The 15,513-nt window shown below is 65.9% G+C and carries 13 protein-coding genes; 7 read left to right on the top strand and 6 right to left on the bottom strand.

All coding sequences use genetic code 11. The features are described from left to right. The first annotated feature begins 70 nt into the window (after window positions 1–70). Window positions 71–742: a 2-hydroxychromene-2-carboxylate isomerase gene (locus PAN31108_RS10115; RefSeq protein ID WP_246183870.1), complete on the top strand. Its 672-nt coding sequence runs from the start codon at window positions 71–73 to the stop codon at window positions 740–742. 40 nt (window positions 743–782) lie between these two features. Here PAN31108_RS10115 and PAN31108_RS10120 read toward each other — a convergent pair whose 3' ends face one another. From PAN31108_RS10120 to yfiR, 4 genes are all read right to left on the bottom strand, one after another. Continuing rightward, window positions 783–2,063: an SGNH/GDSL hydrolase family protein gene (locus PAN31108_RS10120; protein WP_150668722.1), complete on the bottom strand. Its 1,281-nt coding sequence runs from the start codon at window positions 2,061–2,063 to the stop codon at window positions 783–785. Between the two features lie 314 nt (window positions 2,064–2,377). Beyond that, complete coding sequence (yfiB, locus tag PAN31108_RS10125; RefSeq protein ID WP_306440139.1) at window positions 2,378–2,956, bottom strand: outer membrane lipoprotein YfiB; 579 nt, start codon at window positions 2,954–2,956, stop codon at window positions 2,378–2,380. A gap of 91 nt (window positions 2,957–3,047) precedes the next feature. Beyond that, on the bottom strand, window positions 3,048–4,310 hold the full coding sequence (dgcN, locus tag PAN31108_RS10130) for a diguanylate cyclase DgcN/YfiN (protein ID WP_150668779.1): 1,263 nt from the start codon (window positions 4,308–4,310) through the stop codon (window positions 3,048–3,050). A 227-nt stretch (window positions 4,311–4,537) separates the two neighbouring features. Beyond that, complete coding sequence (yfiR, locus tag PAN31108_RS10135) at window positions 4,538–5,182, bottom strand: regulatory sequestration protein YfiR (RefSeq protein ID WP_246183871.1); 645 nt, start codon at window positions 5,180–5,182, stop codon at window positions 4,538–4,540. Between the two features lie 328 nt (window positions 5,183–5,510). Here yfiR and PAN31108_RS10140 point away from each other — a divergent pair, with 328 nt between their 5' ends. From PAN31108_RS10140 to bcaP, 4 genes are all read left to right on the top strand, one after another. After that, window positions 5,511–7,232, top strand: a complete 1,722-nt coding sequence (locus PAN31108_RS10140) for a putative bifunctional diguanylate cyclase/phosphodiesterase (RefSeq protein ID WP_150668723.1) — start codon at window positions 5,511–5,513, stop codon at window positions 7,230–7,232. A gap of 209 nt (window positions 7,233–7,441) precedes the next feature. Further along, on the top strand, window positions 7,442–8,548 hold the full coding sequence (locus PAN31108_RS10145; protein WP_150668724.1) for an S-(hydroxymethyl)glutathione dehydrogenase/class III alcohol dehydrogenase: 1,107 nt from the start codon (window positions 7,442–7,444) through the stop codon (window positions 8,546–8,548). Window positions 8,549–8,798: 250 nt separating this feature from the next. Continuing rightward, on the top strand, window positions 8,799–9,458 hold the full coding sequence (locus PAN31108_RS10150; RefSeq protein WP_150668725.1) for an SH3 domain-containing protein: 660 nt from the start codon (window positions 8,799–8,801) through the stop codon (window positions 9,456–9,458). 737 nt (window positions 9,459–10,195) lie between these two features. Beyond that, entirely contained in the window at window positions 10,196–11,629 is a 1,434-nt protein-coding gene (gene bcaP / locus PAN31108_RS10155) for a branched-chain amino acid transporter BcaP (RefSeq protein WP_150668726.1), read from the top strand. Here the strand turns inward: bcaP and PAN31108_RS10160 are convergent. Further along, window positions 11,610–11,903: a hypothetical protein gene (locus PAN31108_RS10160; RefSeq protein WP_150668727.1), complete on the bottom strand. Its 294-nt coding sequence runs from the start codon at window positions 11,901–11,903 to the stop codon at window positions 11,610–11,612. The genes bcaP and PAN31108_RS10160 overlap by 20 nt on opposite strands. A gap of 251 nt (window positions 11,904–12,154) precedes the next feature. On the opposite strand from PAN31108_RS10160, the gene kefF reads away from it, so the two are divergent. Then, window positions 12,155–12,868 carry a glutathione-regulated potassium-efflux system oxidoreductase KefF gene (gene kefF, locus PAN31108_RS10165; protein WP_150668728.1) on the top strand — a complete coding sequence of 238 codons (714 nt, stop codon included), beginning with the start codon at window positions 12,155–12,157 and terminating at the stop codon, window positions 12,866–12,868. Then, window positions 12,868–14,802, top strand: coding sequence for a glutathione-regulated potassium-efflux system protein KefC (gene kefC, locus PAN31108_RS10170; protein WP_150668729.1), 1,935 nt, complete (start codon window positions 12,868–12,870; stop codon window positions 14,800–14,802). Before kefF ends, kefC begins: the two co-directional genes overlap by 1 nt. A 90-nt stretch (window positions 14,803–14,892) precedes the next feature. Here the strand turns inward: kefC and PAN31108_RS10175 are convergent, their stop codons facing one another. Further along, window positions 14,893–15,318, bottom strand: a complete 426-nt coding sequence (locus PAN31108_RS10175; RefSeq protein WP_150668730.1) for a hypothetical protein — start codon at window positions 15,316–15,318, stop codon at window positions 14,893–14,895. Between the last annotated feature and the right edge of the window lie 195 nt (window positions 15,319–15,513).

A 15,513-nucleotide genomic window follows, 5' to 3' on the forward strand; every position in this document is an offset into this window, starting at 1 on the left:
GCTACACTGTGATGAGCGCCGGGCCGCCACATGGCCGACCAGAACGCAAAAACAAAGGAGACCGCGCATCATGTCGCAAACCATGCCAACCGCCGGCGCCCCCGGTCGCCGTGCCCAGTGGTACTTCGATTTCGCCTCCCCGTTCGCCTATCTGCAATTCGAGCGCTTCGACACGCTCCCGCGCACACTGTCCATCGAGTTGAAACCGATCGTGCTCGGCGCCATCCTTGTTCATTTGCAGACGCAGGGGCCGGCGGAAACGCCGCATAAGCGCATCTTCACGTATCGCATGGCGCAGTTCCGTGCGGAACGGGACGGCATTCCCTACAAGATGCCGCCAGTGCATCCGTTTCACCCGATACGCGTGCTGCGGCTCGCGGTGTCGTTAGGGGCGACGCCTGACGTCGTGCGTACGATCTTCCGCTTCATCTGGGCCGAGGGCCGCGACGTCACCGACGCGCGGGGCTGGGCCGAGCTGAGCGAGCGGCTTGGCCTCGGCGCCGAGGAAGCCATCGCCCGCGCGGAAGCCCCGGAAGTCAAAACGGCCTTGCGCGAGAACACCGAAGCGGCGATCGCCGCGGGTGTGTTCGGCGTGCCGACGTTTGCCTGTGAGGGAGAGCTGTATTGGGGCGACGACGCAACGGCGATGTTTCGCCACTGCCTTGCGCATCCCGAATGGCTGCAATCGCCGGACGTCAAACGTCTGCAACAGGTGACGGTCGGTGTGCAACGCGAGCGCTAGGACGCCCTAGCGACCTAAGGCCGCAATGGCGGTGCTGCGACTACTTCCCGGTCCCCAGCACCAGCGGAAGCGAGACGGCGTCGGCCATGGCGGCATATCCGGCATCGCTCGGATGCGTGCCGTCTCCGCTATCCAGTCGCGGCAGCATACGGGTGGGCTGTGACGGATCGCGCAGGGCGGCATCGAAATCGATCACGCCGTCGAACCCACCATTGCCGACGCTGCTGCGAACCCATTGATTGACGGCCTCGCGCACCGCTTCGCGCTCGGGCGGCAGTTTCCCTGGCGGAATCGTGGTGCCGAGAATGCGCACGTTGCGCGCATGTGCCGCAGCGATCAGTTGCTGATACCCCCCGATCATGTCAGGCGCCGTCACGATCACGTGAGGCACGTCGCAATCGAGGCCCGCGTGCGGCGGCACGTATCCGAAATTGATGTCGTTGATGCCGATCTGCACGACAACCGTCTTCACGCCCGGTTGTTCAAGCGCGTCGCGGCGAAAACGCGCGACCAGCCGCTCACCGTAGCAGGCCGAGTCGTGCAGCAGCCGATTGCCGCTGATACCGAGATTGAGCACGGCCACGTCGCGGCGTCCCGCCGCTCCGAGACGCCGTGCGAGCCCGTCCGGCCAGCGACGGTTCGCGCCTACCGTGCTGCGCATGCCGTCGGTGATCGAATCGCCGATGGCGACGATTGCGTGCGACGGCATCTCCGGCGTCACACTCAGCCCTGCGAGCCACAGCGTGTTCGTAAAGCGTGTAGGAAACGCCGACGCCGGCGCGTGATCGACGAAGTCGCCCGCGCCGCTCAGAAACGCGGTTTGCTGCGCGATCTTGTGCCATGTCGTCGGGGTCTTCGATTCGCGCGTGAACAGACTGACCGCCAGCGGTGTGCCGGCGCGCACGGCGAACGGCACCGGGTCGCTCTCGAGCGACGCGCCCGGCGCGATATGCGCCACGGGCTGACCGCCGAACGTGAGACTGCGCAGGCTCGCGGCATCGACCGAAGCGCCCCGCAACGAGACCGCCAGCGTTGCGCGCTCGATGACGAGCGGCTGCGTGCCGTAGGCGTTCGAGAAGCGCACGCGAGCTTCGTTGCCGGAGAGCGTTGGAAAGAGGATCTGACGAACGGTACGCCCGCCCGCTGCGGGGGCACGGTTGAACGAGGGCGCGGCTGGATGCTGCGCGACCGCCTGCGGCGCCGTCGCCCACGCGCCGACGCGGGCATTCGAGGCGTTTTGGGCAGTTTGGGCAGTTTGGGCGACACCCGGCGACGCCGCCACCGTGGCGGCGACGGCGGCCACCGCGACGGCGCACCGCATGCGCGAAGCGCGGCGCCATGCATAGCAAAGGGCAGCGCGCACGACACGAGGCATTCGGGACAAGCCCTCGGCAGCGGAAAACCGGTGGTGCGGGAACGTCGGAAGCATCGGGGACATCGGAGCAGCGAGACAACGAGACAGCGGAAGCGATCCCGAATCCGGGGCGGCAGCCGCCATTGTGCCTGATTGTGGCCGATGGCAAGGACTTACATTGCCTTTCAGGCGATCGGCAGCAGGCTCGGGCCGTCTTCGGTTCGATACGACGAAACGTCGTCCAACGCAACGCTGCCTGACCGAGCGCAGCCCACGGCACATCAGCGTGTCGAAATCACGATGGCGACGCGCCGGTTCTGCGCCCGGCCGGCCGGCGTGCCGTTATCGGCGACCGGATTGCGCTTGCCTGCACCGATCGTCTGAATCCCCGCACGCTGCATGCCGGCGTCTGCCAGCACACTGGCGACGGCGTCGGCACGGCGAGCCGAGAGTTGCTCGTTGTAGGTGTCGCTGCCGACCGAGTCCGTGTAGCCATACACGCGTACGGCGTCCAGCCCGACCCTCACGAGCGTGTGGCCGATGCGCGATACGGTGTCGCGCGCGGCGTCGCGCACCACGAACTTGTCGGTGTCGAACAACACCGTATCGGACAGCCCGAACTCCCAGCCGTCATCCGTCTGTTGAAAGCCTTCCGCCTTGAGTGCGGTGATCTGCGCCGGGGTGAGGCCATGCACCGGTGTGGTCTGGCAGCCGGCCAGCGCCCCGAGCGCGAGCAGGCAGACGAGCATGAGCGTGCGGCGGGTGGCGGTACAGAAGGGATAGAGGGCGCGGAAGGTGCAGAAGATGCCGAAACTGAAAGCGCTATTCGAAGCGCAGTCACGTGTGTGATGAGTGCTCAAAACCAATCCCCGTTGCGGTGTGAAATCCGGTCGTCGTTTCCGGTCGTCGTTTCCGGTTGTCTTTTGTTCAGCTCAGGTGTTGCTCGCCGCCTTATCTTTTGGGGCTTTCCGCAACATGCCAGGTGCCCTGGCCGGCACGTTTGGCCTGGTACATCGCCGCATCTGCCGCACGCAGCAGCGCGCAGGCATCGTCCGCATGCGTCGGGTACAACGCGACGCCGATGCTCATCGACGTGACCAGTTCACCGCCGTTGGTCCCGTCAGGCAGCGAGATCGGCCTGTCCATCGCGGCGAGCAGCGTCTGCGCGAGGCGCACGGCGTTGGACGTCTGACGTACGCCCGGCAGCATCACGGCAAACTCGTCGCCGCCCAGGCGCGCCACCAGATCGCCCTCGCGCAACGGCTGACGCAGCCGCTCGGCGATGGCGACCAGCACGGCGTCGCCGGCGTCGTGCCCGAGCCGGTCGTTGATGTCCTTGAACCGGTTGCTATCGAGATACAGCAGCGCGACGTGCGTACCTGACTCACGTGCCTCCACAAGCGCCTGCGCCAGACGCGACTCGAAGTAAGCGCGGTTCGGCAGGCCCGTCAGCGGATCGTGATTCGCCTGATGGGCAAGCGTGGCGTTCTGAGCACGCAAATGGTTCTGCCAGCCTTCGAATTCGTCGAGCAATGCGTTGAAGTCGTCGCCCAGTTCCTTGAGCTCGGCAATCGGCGTGGCCGCCACACGCTCATGGAACGCACGTTCGCGACGCACCGCGTGGGCGACTTCCGCCAGCGCGCGCAACGGTTTGACGATATCGCGATGCATACGATTGGCGAGCGCGTTCGCGACGGCGAACGTAATCAGCAAGCATGCCAGCACGCCGCCGATTCCGCTCATCAGGAAAACGAAGAACTGCTTGCCCTGCCCCTGCACTTCGATATGACCGACGATTTGGTCGTCGTGACGAATGGGCAGCGTGACCGGCCCCGGCATCGCGATATCGGCGACGGTGCGCTCGATTTGCGACAACGTGCCGCCCTCGCGACGCCGCCACATTGCGAACTGCGCGTTGCGCGCGTCGAGCACGCGCACTTGCACCACATCCTCGTCGTGCGCGATGAGTGCGACGGCCTCCTGTGCGGCGACCCGGTCGCCGAACACGACGGCGGCTTCGGCGGTGTAGGCCAGAGAGCGTCCGATGAGCAACAGGTTGTTCTCGGCGTAGGCGCGCAGCGCGATCCACGCGACCACCGAGAGCGAGAGCGCCGCAAGCACCACAGCGGAGACGGCCAGACGCAGATGTGTGCGTCTTAGCACCCGTTGGAGCGATGGCCGCCTGGGGTGCGCGGGCGGCGCGGCCGCCGACAGCGTTGAAGTCGCTGAGGCAGTGGAGGCCGCCGAAGTCGTCGGGGCCTGCGCCGGCCCGCCCGCCGCCGCCGCCGCTGCCGCTGCCGACACCGACGCCGACGCCGACGCCGACAGCGGCGGATCGTGCGCGGCGGCGGCCTTATCGACGGCGCCTTGCGGCGGCAACAGTCCGGCGACGGGCACGCCCGGTCCGGCAGGGGGAGGATGGGCTGGAGGGAATTGGGTTGTCATGGTGTCCCCGGTTTTCGCGCCAGCTTCAGCACGTTCGGGTGGACACGTACGCCGCTGCGCGCGACAGTGTCGAGGTTGATATCGAAAGTCACCCGGTCGGCGTCGACATTCAGGCAAAACATCGCACCGAGTGTGCAAGAGTCGTTACGCTCGCTGATCGTGAGCACGGGATGACCGGCGAGTGAAGCCAGTAACTGACGGCGTTCGGTATCGCTGACGGCGCCAAGATACAACGCATCGCACAACGAACCGATGTCGGGTTCCGTAACGGACAGCCGCTGCGCGTCGACGAGCGGCGCGTTACCGGACGGCTGACCGGCCGGTTGGGGCGCGAGCAGGTCGCGAGCGTAATCGGTATTGCCGACCACGCACAGGCGCACTTTCGCTGGCGGCGTCGGCCAGCGCGTGAAGCTGACGATGCCGAGCACGACTTGCCTTACGTGCGCTTCGCGTGCGGCGGCAGATGGAGAGGCAGACGAAGGTGAAGATGAGGGCGGGGCTGCGCCCCCTGCGCCGACGCCGGTAGACGTTTGCGCCATGGCATCGCTGAGCGCGGCCAAGCTCAGCATCAGCAGGCAGAGCAGCAGACGCGCGCGCCAATGCAGAACCGCGCGGCATTCCCGTCGCAGGCCCCGTGTCATGCCGCTCGTCTTTATCCAGACGTTCCAGACGTTATGCAATGCCGTCTTCCCTCGTTGCCGAAATGTCCGTGTGTCGCGGATCGCCGGCGTCAGGCCGCATGATACCGAAGGGCTCGACATCCGGCGAGCCATCGCCCCCCTTTCGACCTCGCGTTTTCCCTTGCCCGAAAGCGCTCGCAACGTGGCAGAATGGGGTTCATAACCAATTGAAAATCAAAAGGAATCGGGCGATTCGATCGCTCGATTATCGAGATAACATCGCGACGCCAGGGAGGTGTTGCATGACGTTCCTGAATTCCGGTCGGGCCGGCTTTCGGGAGGTGCGGACATGAACGATCCCGTGCCTCGTCGGGTACCCGACGTCCAAGCCGAACTGAGTCGCGCTGCGCTCGACAGCGCGCCCTATGCCATGTTCGTCTGCACGGACGACGGCATGATCGAGCGCATGAACACGGCGTTCACGCGCCTGACGGGCTATCAGCCCGACGACCTGCTCGGCAAACGCGGTTTCCTCTCTCTGCTCGATCCCTCGGAACTTGCACGCCGGCGTCTGCCCGCCCTCGCCAGTCTGTCGGCCCACGAGCCGGTGCCGTACGACGACGAATGGCATCTGCTCACGCACATCCGCAGTTGGTTGCCGATCCGGTTGGCGCTCTCCTGCGTAGAACATGCGCCGGGCGAGCGGCGCTGGGTCGGCATCGTGCTCGACCTGTCGCAGCAGGTGCAGGTCGCATCGCGCTTGTGGTACGTCACGCATCACGATCCGGTGACCAATCTGCCCAATCAGACCTTGCTGAGCGAGCGGCTCGAACTGGCGATCCACCGATGCGCGACGCAGCAGGTCGGGTTGACGGTGATGCTCGTCGAACTCGATCACTTGCGTAAGCTGCGAAGCACCTTCGGGCCGCCGACCGCCGAGTTGGCCCTGCGCATCGCTGCCGAGCGCCTGCGCGAAGCCAGCGGCCCCGAAGACGCCCTCGCCTGTCTGGGCGGCAGTCAGTTCGTCATCGTCACCAACGAGACAGGCGACGGCGCGCGGTTGCTCGCCGCGCGCATTCAGGCACGGCTCGCGCAATGGGTCGACGTCGATCAGAACGCGGTCGCGCTCGACGCCAGCATTGGCGCGGTCAGCTACCCCGATCACGGCAACACCCCGGAGACGCTGTTGCGTCGCGCGCACGTCGCGCTCGGCATCGCCAGCGCCGCCGGCGGCGGTCTGCGCTTCTTCAGCAGTGAGATGGACTCGCAAACGCGGCGGCGCAACGAGCTGGAAAGCCTGTTGCGCGTGGCCGTGCATGAGCAAGCAAACGCGCAACTGCATCTCGCCTACCAGCCGCAGGTCACGCTCGCGACCGGTGAGATCCGCAACGCCGAAACGCTGCTGCGCTGGCGTCACCCCATGCTCGGGGCGGTGGGTCCGGCCGAATTCGTGCCGATTGCCGAGACTTCCGGGCTGATCCTGCCGCTGGGCGAATGGGTCATGCAGACCGCATGCCGCGAGGCGAGCCGGTTGCTGCGGCGATGCGGCCATTTGCCGCGCATCTCGGTGAACGTCTCGTCGCAACAATTCGCGCGCCAGGACGTCGTGGGCATGGTCGAGCGCGCGTTGAACGTGAATGCGCTGGAGCCGCGCTATCTCGAAATCGAAATCACGGAAACGGTGCTGCTGGGCGACTCCAGCGCGGCCATCGGGTGCCTGCGCTCGCTGCACGATATGGGCGTGGAGATCGCCGTGGACGACTTCGGCACCGGCTACGCGAGCCTCGCCTACCTCACGCGCTTTCCGGTGCATCGCCTGAAGATCGATCAGAGCTTCGTGCGCGACATGCTCACTCATGCGCCGAGCCATGCGATCGTGAGCGCCGTCATCGCGATGGCTCACTCGCTCGGCTTGCGGGTCACGGCCGAGGGCGTCGAGACGAAGGCGCAGGCGCAGCGACTCAACGAGCTGGGTTGCGACGAGGCGCAGGGATTCTGGTTCGCCCGCCCCGTCGACGCGCACGGTTTCTATCACATCGTGGCGCCCCTGGGCAGCAGCGCGAGACGCTGAGCCGCTGAGTCGCTGAGCCGGCGGGCGGGCGTCGATATCAGGCCGGCTGTAAGGCGACCGGAGACGCCCCACACACCGGGGCGAATCGTGTTTCCGGCCGCGCCTTTTTCGTCGACATGGCGTGTCAGGACTCGCGCGTGACTTTAGAACGCGGTATGGTACGTCGCGAAGGGATTCCCCCGAACGACGTAGCAACGAGGAACATCGTCATGAAAACCAAAGCCGCCATTGCCTGGGAAGCGGGCAAACCCCTGACCATTGAAGACGTCGATCTGGAAGGGCCGCGTGCCGGCGAGGTGCTGATCGAGGTCAAGGCCACCGGCATCTGCCATACGGACTACTACACACTGTCGGGCGCCGACCCGGAAGGTATCTTTCCCGCCATCCTCGGCCACGAGGGCGCGGGGGTGGTCGTCGACGTCGGTCCGGGCGTCACCACGCTCAGGAAAGACGATCACGTCATTCCGCTCTACACACCCGAGTGCCGCCAGTGCAAGTTCTGCCTGTCGCGCAAGACCAACCTGTGTCAGGCGATCCGCAGCACGCAGGGACGCGGCCTGATGCCGGACGCTACCTCGCGCTTTTCGCTCGACGGCAAGCCCATCTTCCACTACATGGGCACGTCCACCTTCTCGAACTACATCGTCGTGCCGGAAATCGCCGTGGCGAAGGTGCGCGCCGATGCGCCGTTCGACAAGGTCTGCTACATCGGCTGCGGCGTGACCACCGGCGTGGGCGCTGTCGTGTACTCGGCGAAGGTCGAAGCCGGCGCGAACGTCGTCGTCTTCGGTCTTGGCGGTATCGGCCTGAACGTGATTCAGGGCGCGAAGATGGTCGGTGCGGACAAGATCATCGGCGTCGACATCAACCCGGGTCGCGTCGAACTCGCAAAGAAGTTCGGCATGACGCACTTCATCAATCCGAAGGAGGTCGAGAACGTTGTCGACACCATCGTGCAACTGACCGACGGCGGCGCCGATTACTCGTTCGAGTGCATCGGCAACGTAACGACCATGCGTCAGGCGCTGGAGTGCTGCCACAAGGGCTGGGGCCAGTCGTTCATCATCGGCGTGGCCGCTGCCGGTCAGGAGATCAGCACGCGTCCGTTCCAACTGGTGACGGGTCGCGAGTGGAAGGGTTCCGCTTTCGGCGGTGCGCGTGGCCGGACCGACGTGCCGAAGATCGTCGACTGGTACATGGAAGGCAAGATCAACATCGACGATCTGATCACGCATACGCTGCGTCTCGACCAGATCAACGAGGGCTTCGATCTGATGAAGCGCGGCGAGTCCATTCGCTCCGTCGTGCTGTACTGAACGGCGAGACGGCGTGTCTCTGGCGCGCGTGCCCATGGCGGCGGTCGCCATCGGTTCGCGCGCGGTCCCTCCCGGCGCTTGCGCGCAACGGGGGCAACCGTGGGAACGCGTGCAAATGTAACCCCGGTAACGCGCGAGAATACGGCAGCAACGTTTCGTTACGCGTTACCGAAAACCAACAGGCGATACGACCGGTCGAACCGGCGTGCTGTGGTCTTGGGCTGCACCGCGTCACAACAGGGAGACGACCATGAACCAACGAACCTTGCCGCGCATTCTGGCGGGCGCCGCGATGCTCACGACGCTCGCGGCCTTGCCGGAGGCGGCGTCCGCGCAGGCGGGGCAAGCCGTCATCAATTCCCCGGCCAATGTGCGGGCAGGGCCTGCGACCGACTATCCGGTCGTCGCGCAGGCGGGCGCCGGCATGCCTGTGACGGTGTACGGCTGCCTCTCCGGCTATTCATGGTGCGACATCGGTTTGCCGGGCGCCCGAGGCTGGATTTACGCGGCGCTGCTCAGCTATCCGTATCAGGGCAATCCGGTGCCCGTGCTCAACTACGGAACGATGATCGGTCTGCCGATCATCACCTTCTCCATCGGCAGTTACTGGGGCAACTATTACCGTAACCGTCCCTGGTACCACGACCCGCGGTATTGGCATCGTCCACCGCCGGGTCCGCGCCCGCCGCATTGGGGTCCCGGTCCGGGGCCACGACCACCGGGTCACTATCCGGGACCGGGGCCCCGCCCGCCGGGTGGTCACTACCCGGGGCCGCGGCCACGTCCGCCGGGCCATGGTGCAGGGCCGGGTCCAAGGCCGCCGGGGCATGGTGGTGGACATGGGGGCGGGCATGGCGGCGGTCGCCCGCCGGGCGGTGGCCCCGGGGGTCAGGGCGGTCCAAATCGATAATGCGGGGGAGATTTTTGATGCGGGCGATGGAACGGCCGGGCCTATAGGCGCCTTGAACGGGCGACTCCCGGATGGCGCGCGCTCGGGGCAACGGTAACTCGGCGGCCCGCAAGTTGGCCGGGGCGAAGCGGTGAGACCCAGACCGGGTACAAAGCGTCGCCTCATAACACATCCCCCCCGAAATTCAGCAACCACTGCGCGCACTTTGGGGAAAACGCTTAAAATGTGAGCAATTCCGGCCAGGCGGAGGTGCCGAACTGGCGCCGATGGCCGGACCGCAGGACAGCGAGCCCTTGCACACACGGCGTCGGACCGGCGTCGATGTGCACCAACGTAGCAGACCCTTCAGCAGACCTATCTCCGGTGTGCCGGCGCGATTCCGAACCGATCGCGACGGTCACGGCAGTCCGGCAGGATCCTCAGTAAGTCTCGATCGTGTTCGTCCCGCTTCGATGCGCCCAACGGCGCGTCGTGGCATGCCTATCGCCTTGCCGCATCCGGCGCGCGTCATCCCCATGCGCCGGTTGCGGCCGATTCGCCCCGCATCGCGCGCGGGCCGCGCTAGCGCATCGACGAGGTTCGTCAACGCCTGTGGCTGCCGCCACGCATGGGAACGAGCGGCCACAAGCCCGGGGCGCCCTTGCAGCCAGGTCGCGGGACGTGTGTCCCGTGGATTCCCCGACGACGCACGCCATGCGAGCGTCAGGGGCACACGTTGCAGGAACCTTTTGCAGGCAATGAGTCTTTTCCGAACCAAAAACATCGAGAACATGCTGGCCGCCGGCCGCACCGGCAGTCTCAAGAAAGTGCTGGGCCCGGTCGACCTCGTACTGATGGGCATCGGCGCCATCATCGGCACCGGTATCTTTGTGCTCACCGGCACCGGCGCACTGACCGCCGGCCCGGCGCTCACGCTCTCCTTCGTCATCGCGGCCATGGCCTGCGGCTTCGCCGCGCTGTGCTATGCCGAGTTCGCGTCCACCATTCCCGTATCCGGCTCCATCTACACCTACAGCTACGCCACGCTCGGTGAAATCGTCGCGTGGATCATCGGCTGGGATCTGATGCTCGAATACGGGTTGGCGTCCTCCGCCGTGTCCGTCGGCTGGTCCGGGTACTTCCAGTCGCTCGCCGCCGGCTTCGGCCTGCACCTGCCCGCCGCGATCACCGCTGCGCCCGGCAGCGTGCCCGGGGTGGCCTCCTTCATCAATCTGCCGGCCGTGGTCGTCATGCTGCTCGTCACGTGGGTGCTGTCGTACGGCGTGCGCGAATCGGCGCGCATCAACAACCTGATGGTCGCGATCAAGATCGGCGTGGTGCTGCTGTTCATCGCGGTGGGCGTATGGCACGTCAAGCCCGCCAACTGGACCCCGTTCATGCCGTTCGGCACCAGCGGCATGTTCAACGCGGCCGCGCTCGTGTTCTTCGCCTTCATCGGCTTCGACGCGGTCACGTCCGCCGCCGAAGAAGTCCGCAATCCGGGCCGCGATCTGCCCATCGGCATCATCGGCTCGCTCATCGTCTGCACGCTGCTGTATGTGGCCGTGGCGGCGATCATGACCGGCATCGTGCCGTTCGCGCAGTTCGCCGGCGTGGATCACCCCGTGTCGCTGGCGCTGCAATACGCCGGGCAGAACTGGGTGGCGGGCTTCGTCGATCTGGGGGCGATTCTCGGCATGACCACCGTCATTCTCGTGATGACGTACGGCCAGACGCGCATCACCTACGCCATGTCGCGCGACGGTCTGCTGCCCCCGCTGCTCTCGCGCATTCACCCGACGCACAAGACGCCGTTCGCCGGCACGTGGATCATCGGTGTGGTGTTTGCCGTCATCGCCGGCTTCGTGCCGCTGGGGGTGCTCGCGGAGTTGATCAACATCGGCACGCTGTCGGCGTTTGCACTCGTGTCCATCGCCGTGCTCGTGTTACGCCGCACGCGGCCCGATCTGCCGCGTGCCTTCCGCGTGCCGGGCGCACCGGTCGTGCCGCTGATTTCCGCCGGCCTTTGCCTGTTCCTGATGGCGCATCTGCAAGCGGCCACGTGGATCGCCTTCGCCGTGTGGCTCGCCATCGGCATGGTGATCTACTTCACTTATGCGCGCCGCAACGCCCTGCTCCACACGCACGGCGATATGCCGCACGCGACGGCGCTCAGCCGAAATTGCGATTGAGCCATACCGCGCCATAGCCCAGCGCGAACATGGTGAGCAGCAGCGGCACGGAGATGCGGATGATCTGAATGATGAGCGGGCGCGGCGGCAGGGCTTCTTCCTGCGGCATGCGCCCGGCCTCGTGCAACGCCCCCGTGCACAGCGCCGCCGCCACCGCGCTGGCAAACACCCAGAACGTCTGGTTGTAGAGCAACGCGATGAGCAGCAACGTGAGTGCCACGTTGCGTCCGTGATAGATCAGATTGACGGTGTTGCGAAAGGCTTGCGGCGACATGTCGGAAAAGCACTGACGAGTGCATGGCTGCACCGCCGGCGCGAAGGGCGTTGTGATTTGTCCTTTTGACCGGCAACACGCCTCACGACGCGTCGCGGCCCTCGAAAGCTGAGCAAGAGCTTATCCACACTTAACGGCTTTCGCCAGCCGAGTCTTTAACGCACGGCGATGGGCGCGACGACGCGACCGTGCCCCCTTCGCCCCCGACACGCCGATGCAGGGCGCCATACGAATGGAGTATCCTCCCCCGCATGACAGCCCCTGCCTCCACCCGTCTCAAGCACGCCGCGCAGGACACCCGCGAGGGTGCTCCGCAGCGTGCCGTCTATGTCATCGTGGCGCATCCGCGCTGGCGCGACTCACGCGTCAACCGCCGCCTGCTCGACGCCGCACGCGGCATCGACGGTGTCGACGTCAACGATCTCTATTCGACCTATCCCGACTTCAGCATCGACGTCGCCGCCGAGCAGCAGCGCGTGGCGCGCGCCGACCTGATCGTCCTGGTTCATCCGATCTACTGGTACAGCATGCCGCCGCTGCAAAAGCTCTGGTTCGACGAAGTCCTGTCGTGGGGCTGGGCCTACGGACACGACGGTCATGCCCTCGCCAACAAAGACCTCTGGCTGGTCGCCAGCACCGGCGGCCCGCTGGAGAGCTATCGCCCGGAGGGCTACAACCAGCACGAGTTCGCCGCCTTCCTGCCCCCGTACGAACAAACGGCGCACCTGTGCGGCATGCGCTTCCTGCCGCCGCACGTGCTCTACGGCGCGCACCGCTGCGACGCCGCCGCGCTCGACACTCATGTGAGCGACTTCGCGGGACGCCTTGCGACTTACCCCCAATGGCCGGAACTAATTGCGATGGCGGATGCGCCCGAGTGTCAGGCCATTCCGTCGACGGACCGTCCGCTCGGCGCGACGGGCGACGCATCCGACGCCGACACCACCGCCGGGAGGGCCGCCTGATGGAACACGTGCCGTCCTGGTTGCTTGCCAGTCTGATCTATCTGGCGGCCGCCGTCATCGTCGTGCCGCTGTCACGCGCGCTCGGTCTTGGCGCGATCATCGGCTACCTCGCCGCCGGAATCGCGATCGGTCCGTGGGGGTTGGGGCTGGTCGCCCGTGTCGAAGACGTGCTGCACTTCGCCGAATTCGGCGTGGTGCTCATGCTGTTTCTCGTAGGTCTCGAACTTGAGCCGCGACGTCTGTGGAGCTTGCGACGACCGATCTTCGGCTGGGGCTCGGCGCAGGTCGTCGGCTGTGCCGTGCTGCTCTTCGCGGCCGGGTTCGCGCTGGGCGCACCGTGGCGCATCGCCCTCGTCGCAGCGCTGGGTCTGGCACTGTCGTCCACCGCGATCGCGTTGCAGGTGATGGCCGAGCGCAACATGCTCGCCACCGCCAGCGGTCAGGCAGGCTTCTCGATCCTGCTGTTTCAGGACGTCGCCGCCATTCCGATTCTGGCGTTGCTCCCGCTGCTCGCGAACTCCCTCGACAGTCACACGATGACGGGCACCACCCGCGCGCTCGAAGCCCTGAAGATCGTCGGCGTGATCGCCGCCATCATTCTCGGTGGCCGGCTGGCGTTGCGCCCGCTGTTGCGCTGGATCGCCAACAGCAAGACGCCGGAGATCTTCACGGCGGCGTCGCTGCTGCTGGTCGTCGCCATTGCGACGTTGATGCAGCTGGTCGGTCTTTCGATGGCGCTCGGCGCGTTCCTCGCCGGTGTGCTGCTCGCCGAGAGCGAGTACCGTCGCGAGCTCGAGACCGACATCGAGCCGTTCAAGGGCTTGCTGCTCGGCTTGTTCTTCATCGCCGTGGGCATGAGCATCGACTTCGGCGTGCTGCTCGCGCAACCGCTGCGCATGATCGCGGTCGTCGCGGGCTTCATGGCGCTCAAGGGACTGGCGATTTACAGTCTGTCCCGGCTCATGCAACTGCCGTATCAGGAGCGGCCCATCTTCACGCTGCTGCTCGCGCAAGGCGGCGAATTCGCGTTCGTGGTGTTCCAGTCGGCAGGACCGCAAGTCTTGCCTGCGGCGGTGTCGTCGTTCCTCATCGGCGCCGTGGCGTTGTCGATGCTGATCTCGCCGCTGCTGCTCGTCGCCATCGACAAGTGGCTGCTGCCGCGCTACAGCGTGAAGGGATCGCCTCGCATGGAGGAAATTTCGGAGCCTCAGTCGGCGAATGTGGTGATTTGCGGATTCGGGCGGTATGGGCAGATTGTCGGTCGTGCGCTGGTGCCGCAAGGCGTATCGGTCACGGTGCTCGATCACGATCCCGACACCATCGAGAGCCTGCGTCAGTTCGGCTTCCGGGTGTTCTATGGCGATGCAACGCGCCTCGACCTGCTGCGTATCGCCGGCGTCGCGAACGCCCGTGCGGTCGTCGTCGCCGTGGACGACATCGATCAGTCGCTTGAAATCGTCGACCTGATGCGCGAGCACTTCCCCGATGTGCCGATCGTGGCCAGAGCACGCAATGTCGGACACTTGTTCCAGTTGCGTGAGCGTGGCGTACAGCACATCGAACGCGAGGTCTTCGAGTCGTCGCTGCGCAGTGCGCGCTCGGTGCTCGAAGCCCTCGGATGGCCGGCCGCCGAAGCGCGCGAGGCGACGATGGCGTTCCGACGTGCCAATGTGCAATTGACGGACGAAATGTTTCCCTCCTATCAGGATCGCAACAAGATGATCGCCACAGCGAAGGAAGGGCGGCGTCAGTTCGAGGAACAGATGGCGCGCGAGCGTGCCACGCGCCGCGCGCAACGTCAGGTCACTTTCGGGTGGGACGGCGACCGTGCGCCCGACAGCCCCGCTGCGCCAGCCAACGCCGACACCAACGCGCAGGCGACATCGCAGGCGCAGGCACGCACGAACGACTCGGCGCACGATCGCCGCGCCTGACCCCCGGCGTTCCCTGTCGCGGCGATAGGGAACGCCGATCGCAACACCCGCGCAGCGCCAGCAAACCCGATCTTGCCGGCGCGTGCGCGATCAGTCGAACGGCTTGAAGTGGCCGTCGACGGGCACTTGCGCATCGGCGCGCAGGCGCGTTTCGGCATCCACACCCGCCAGCCCGCGATAGTAAAGATGCACGGCGATGGCTGCCGAGTAACGACGGATTTCGACGAGCGTGAGATGCGCGTGCTCGGCCGATGTGAACATCAGATACGGCGATTCTTCTTCGATCAGACCGGCGACCTGATGCAGCCCGTGACGGTGCAGCACTTCCGTGAGCTCGTCGCGGCTGCGGTGCGTGTTCGCATCGGTGGCCGGGTACATCATGCGCAGCAGGGCGAGCGGATGATCGGCGACGGCGAGCGAGAGCGCCTGTACGACAGCGTGACTGTCGAGAGCCGTAGCCACGGCTTCACCTTCGGGACGATGCTGCGGAAAGAGTTGCTCAAGGGTCAGCGACATGATGTGTCCAGTGCAAGGTAGCTGCAAAAACTGCGACAGCGGTTCTACAGTCTAGCCACGTCTGCGCGCGCGATGTAGCGCATCGTGCGAATACCTGCGTTGCATGCCCCGCAACAATTACCAAATATTTCGGCGTTGCACCGCACCTGCCTGCCACGTCCTCCAACACATTTCCCAATACCTCACGACCACAGA

This window comes from Pandoraea anhela, assembly GCF_902459655.1.
Classification (GTDB): Bacteria; Pseudomonadota; Gammaproteobacteria; order Burkholderiales; family Burkholderiaceae; genus Pandoraea; species Pandoraea anhela.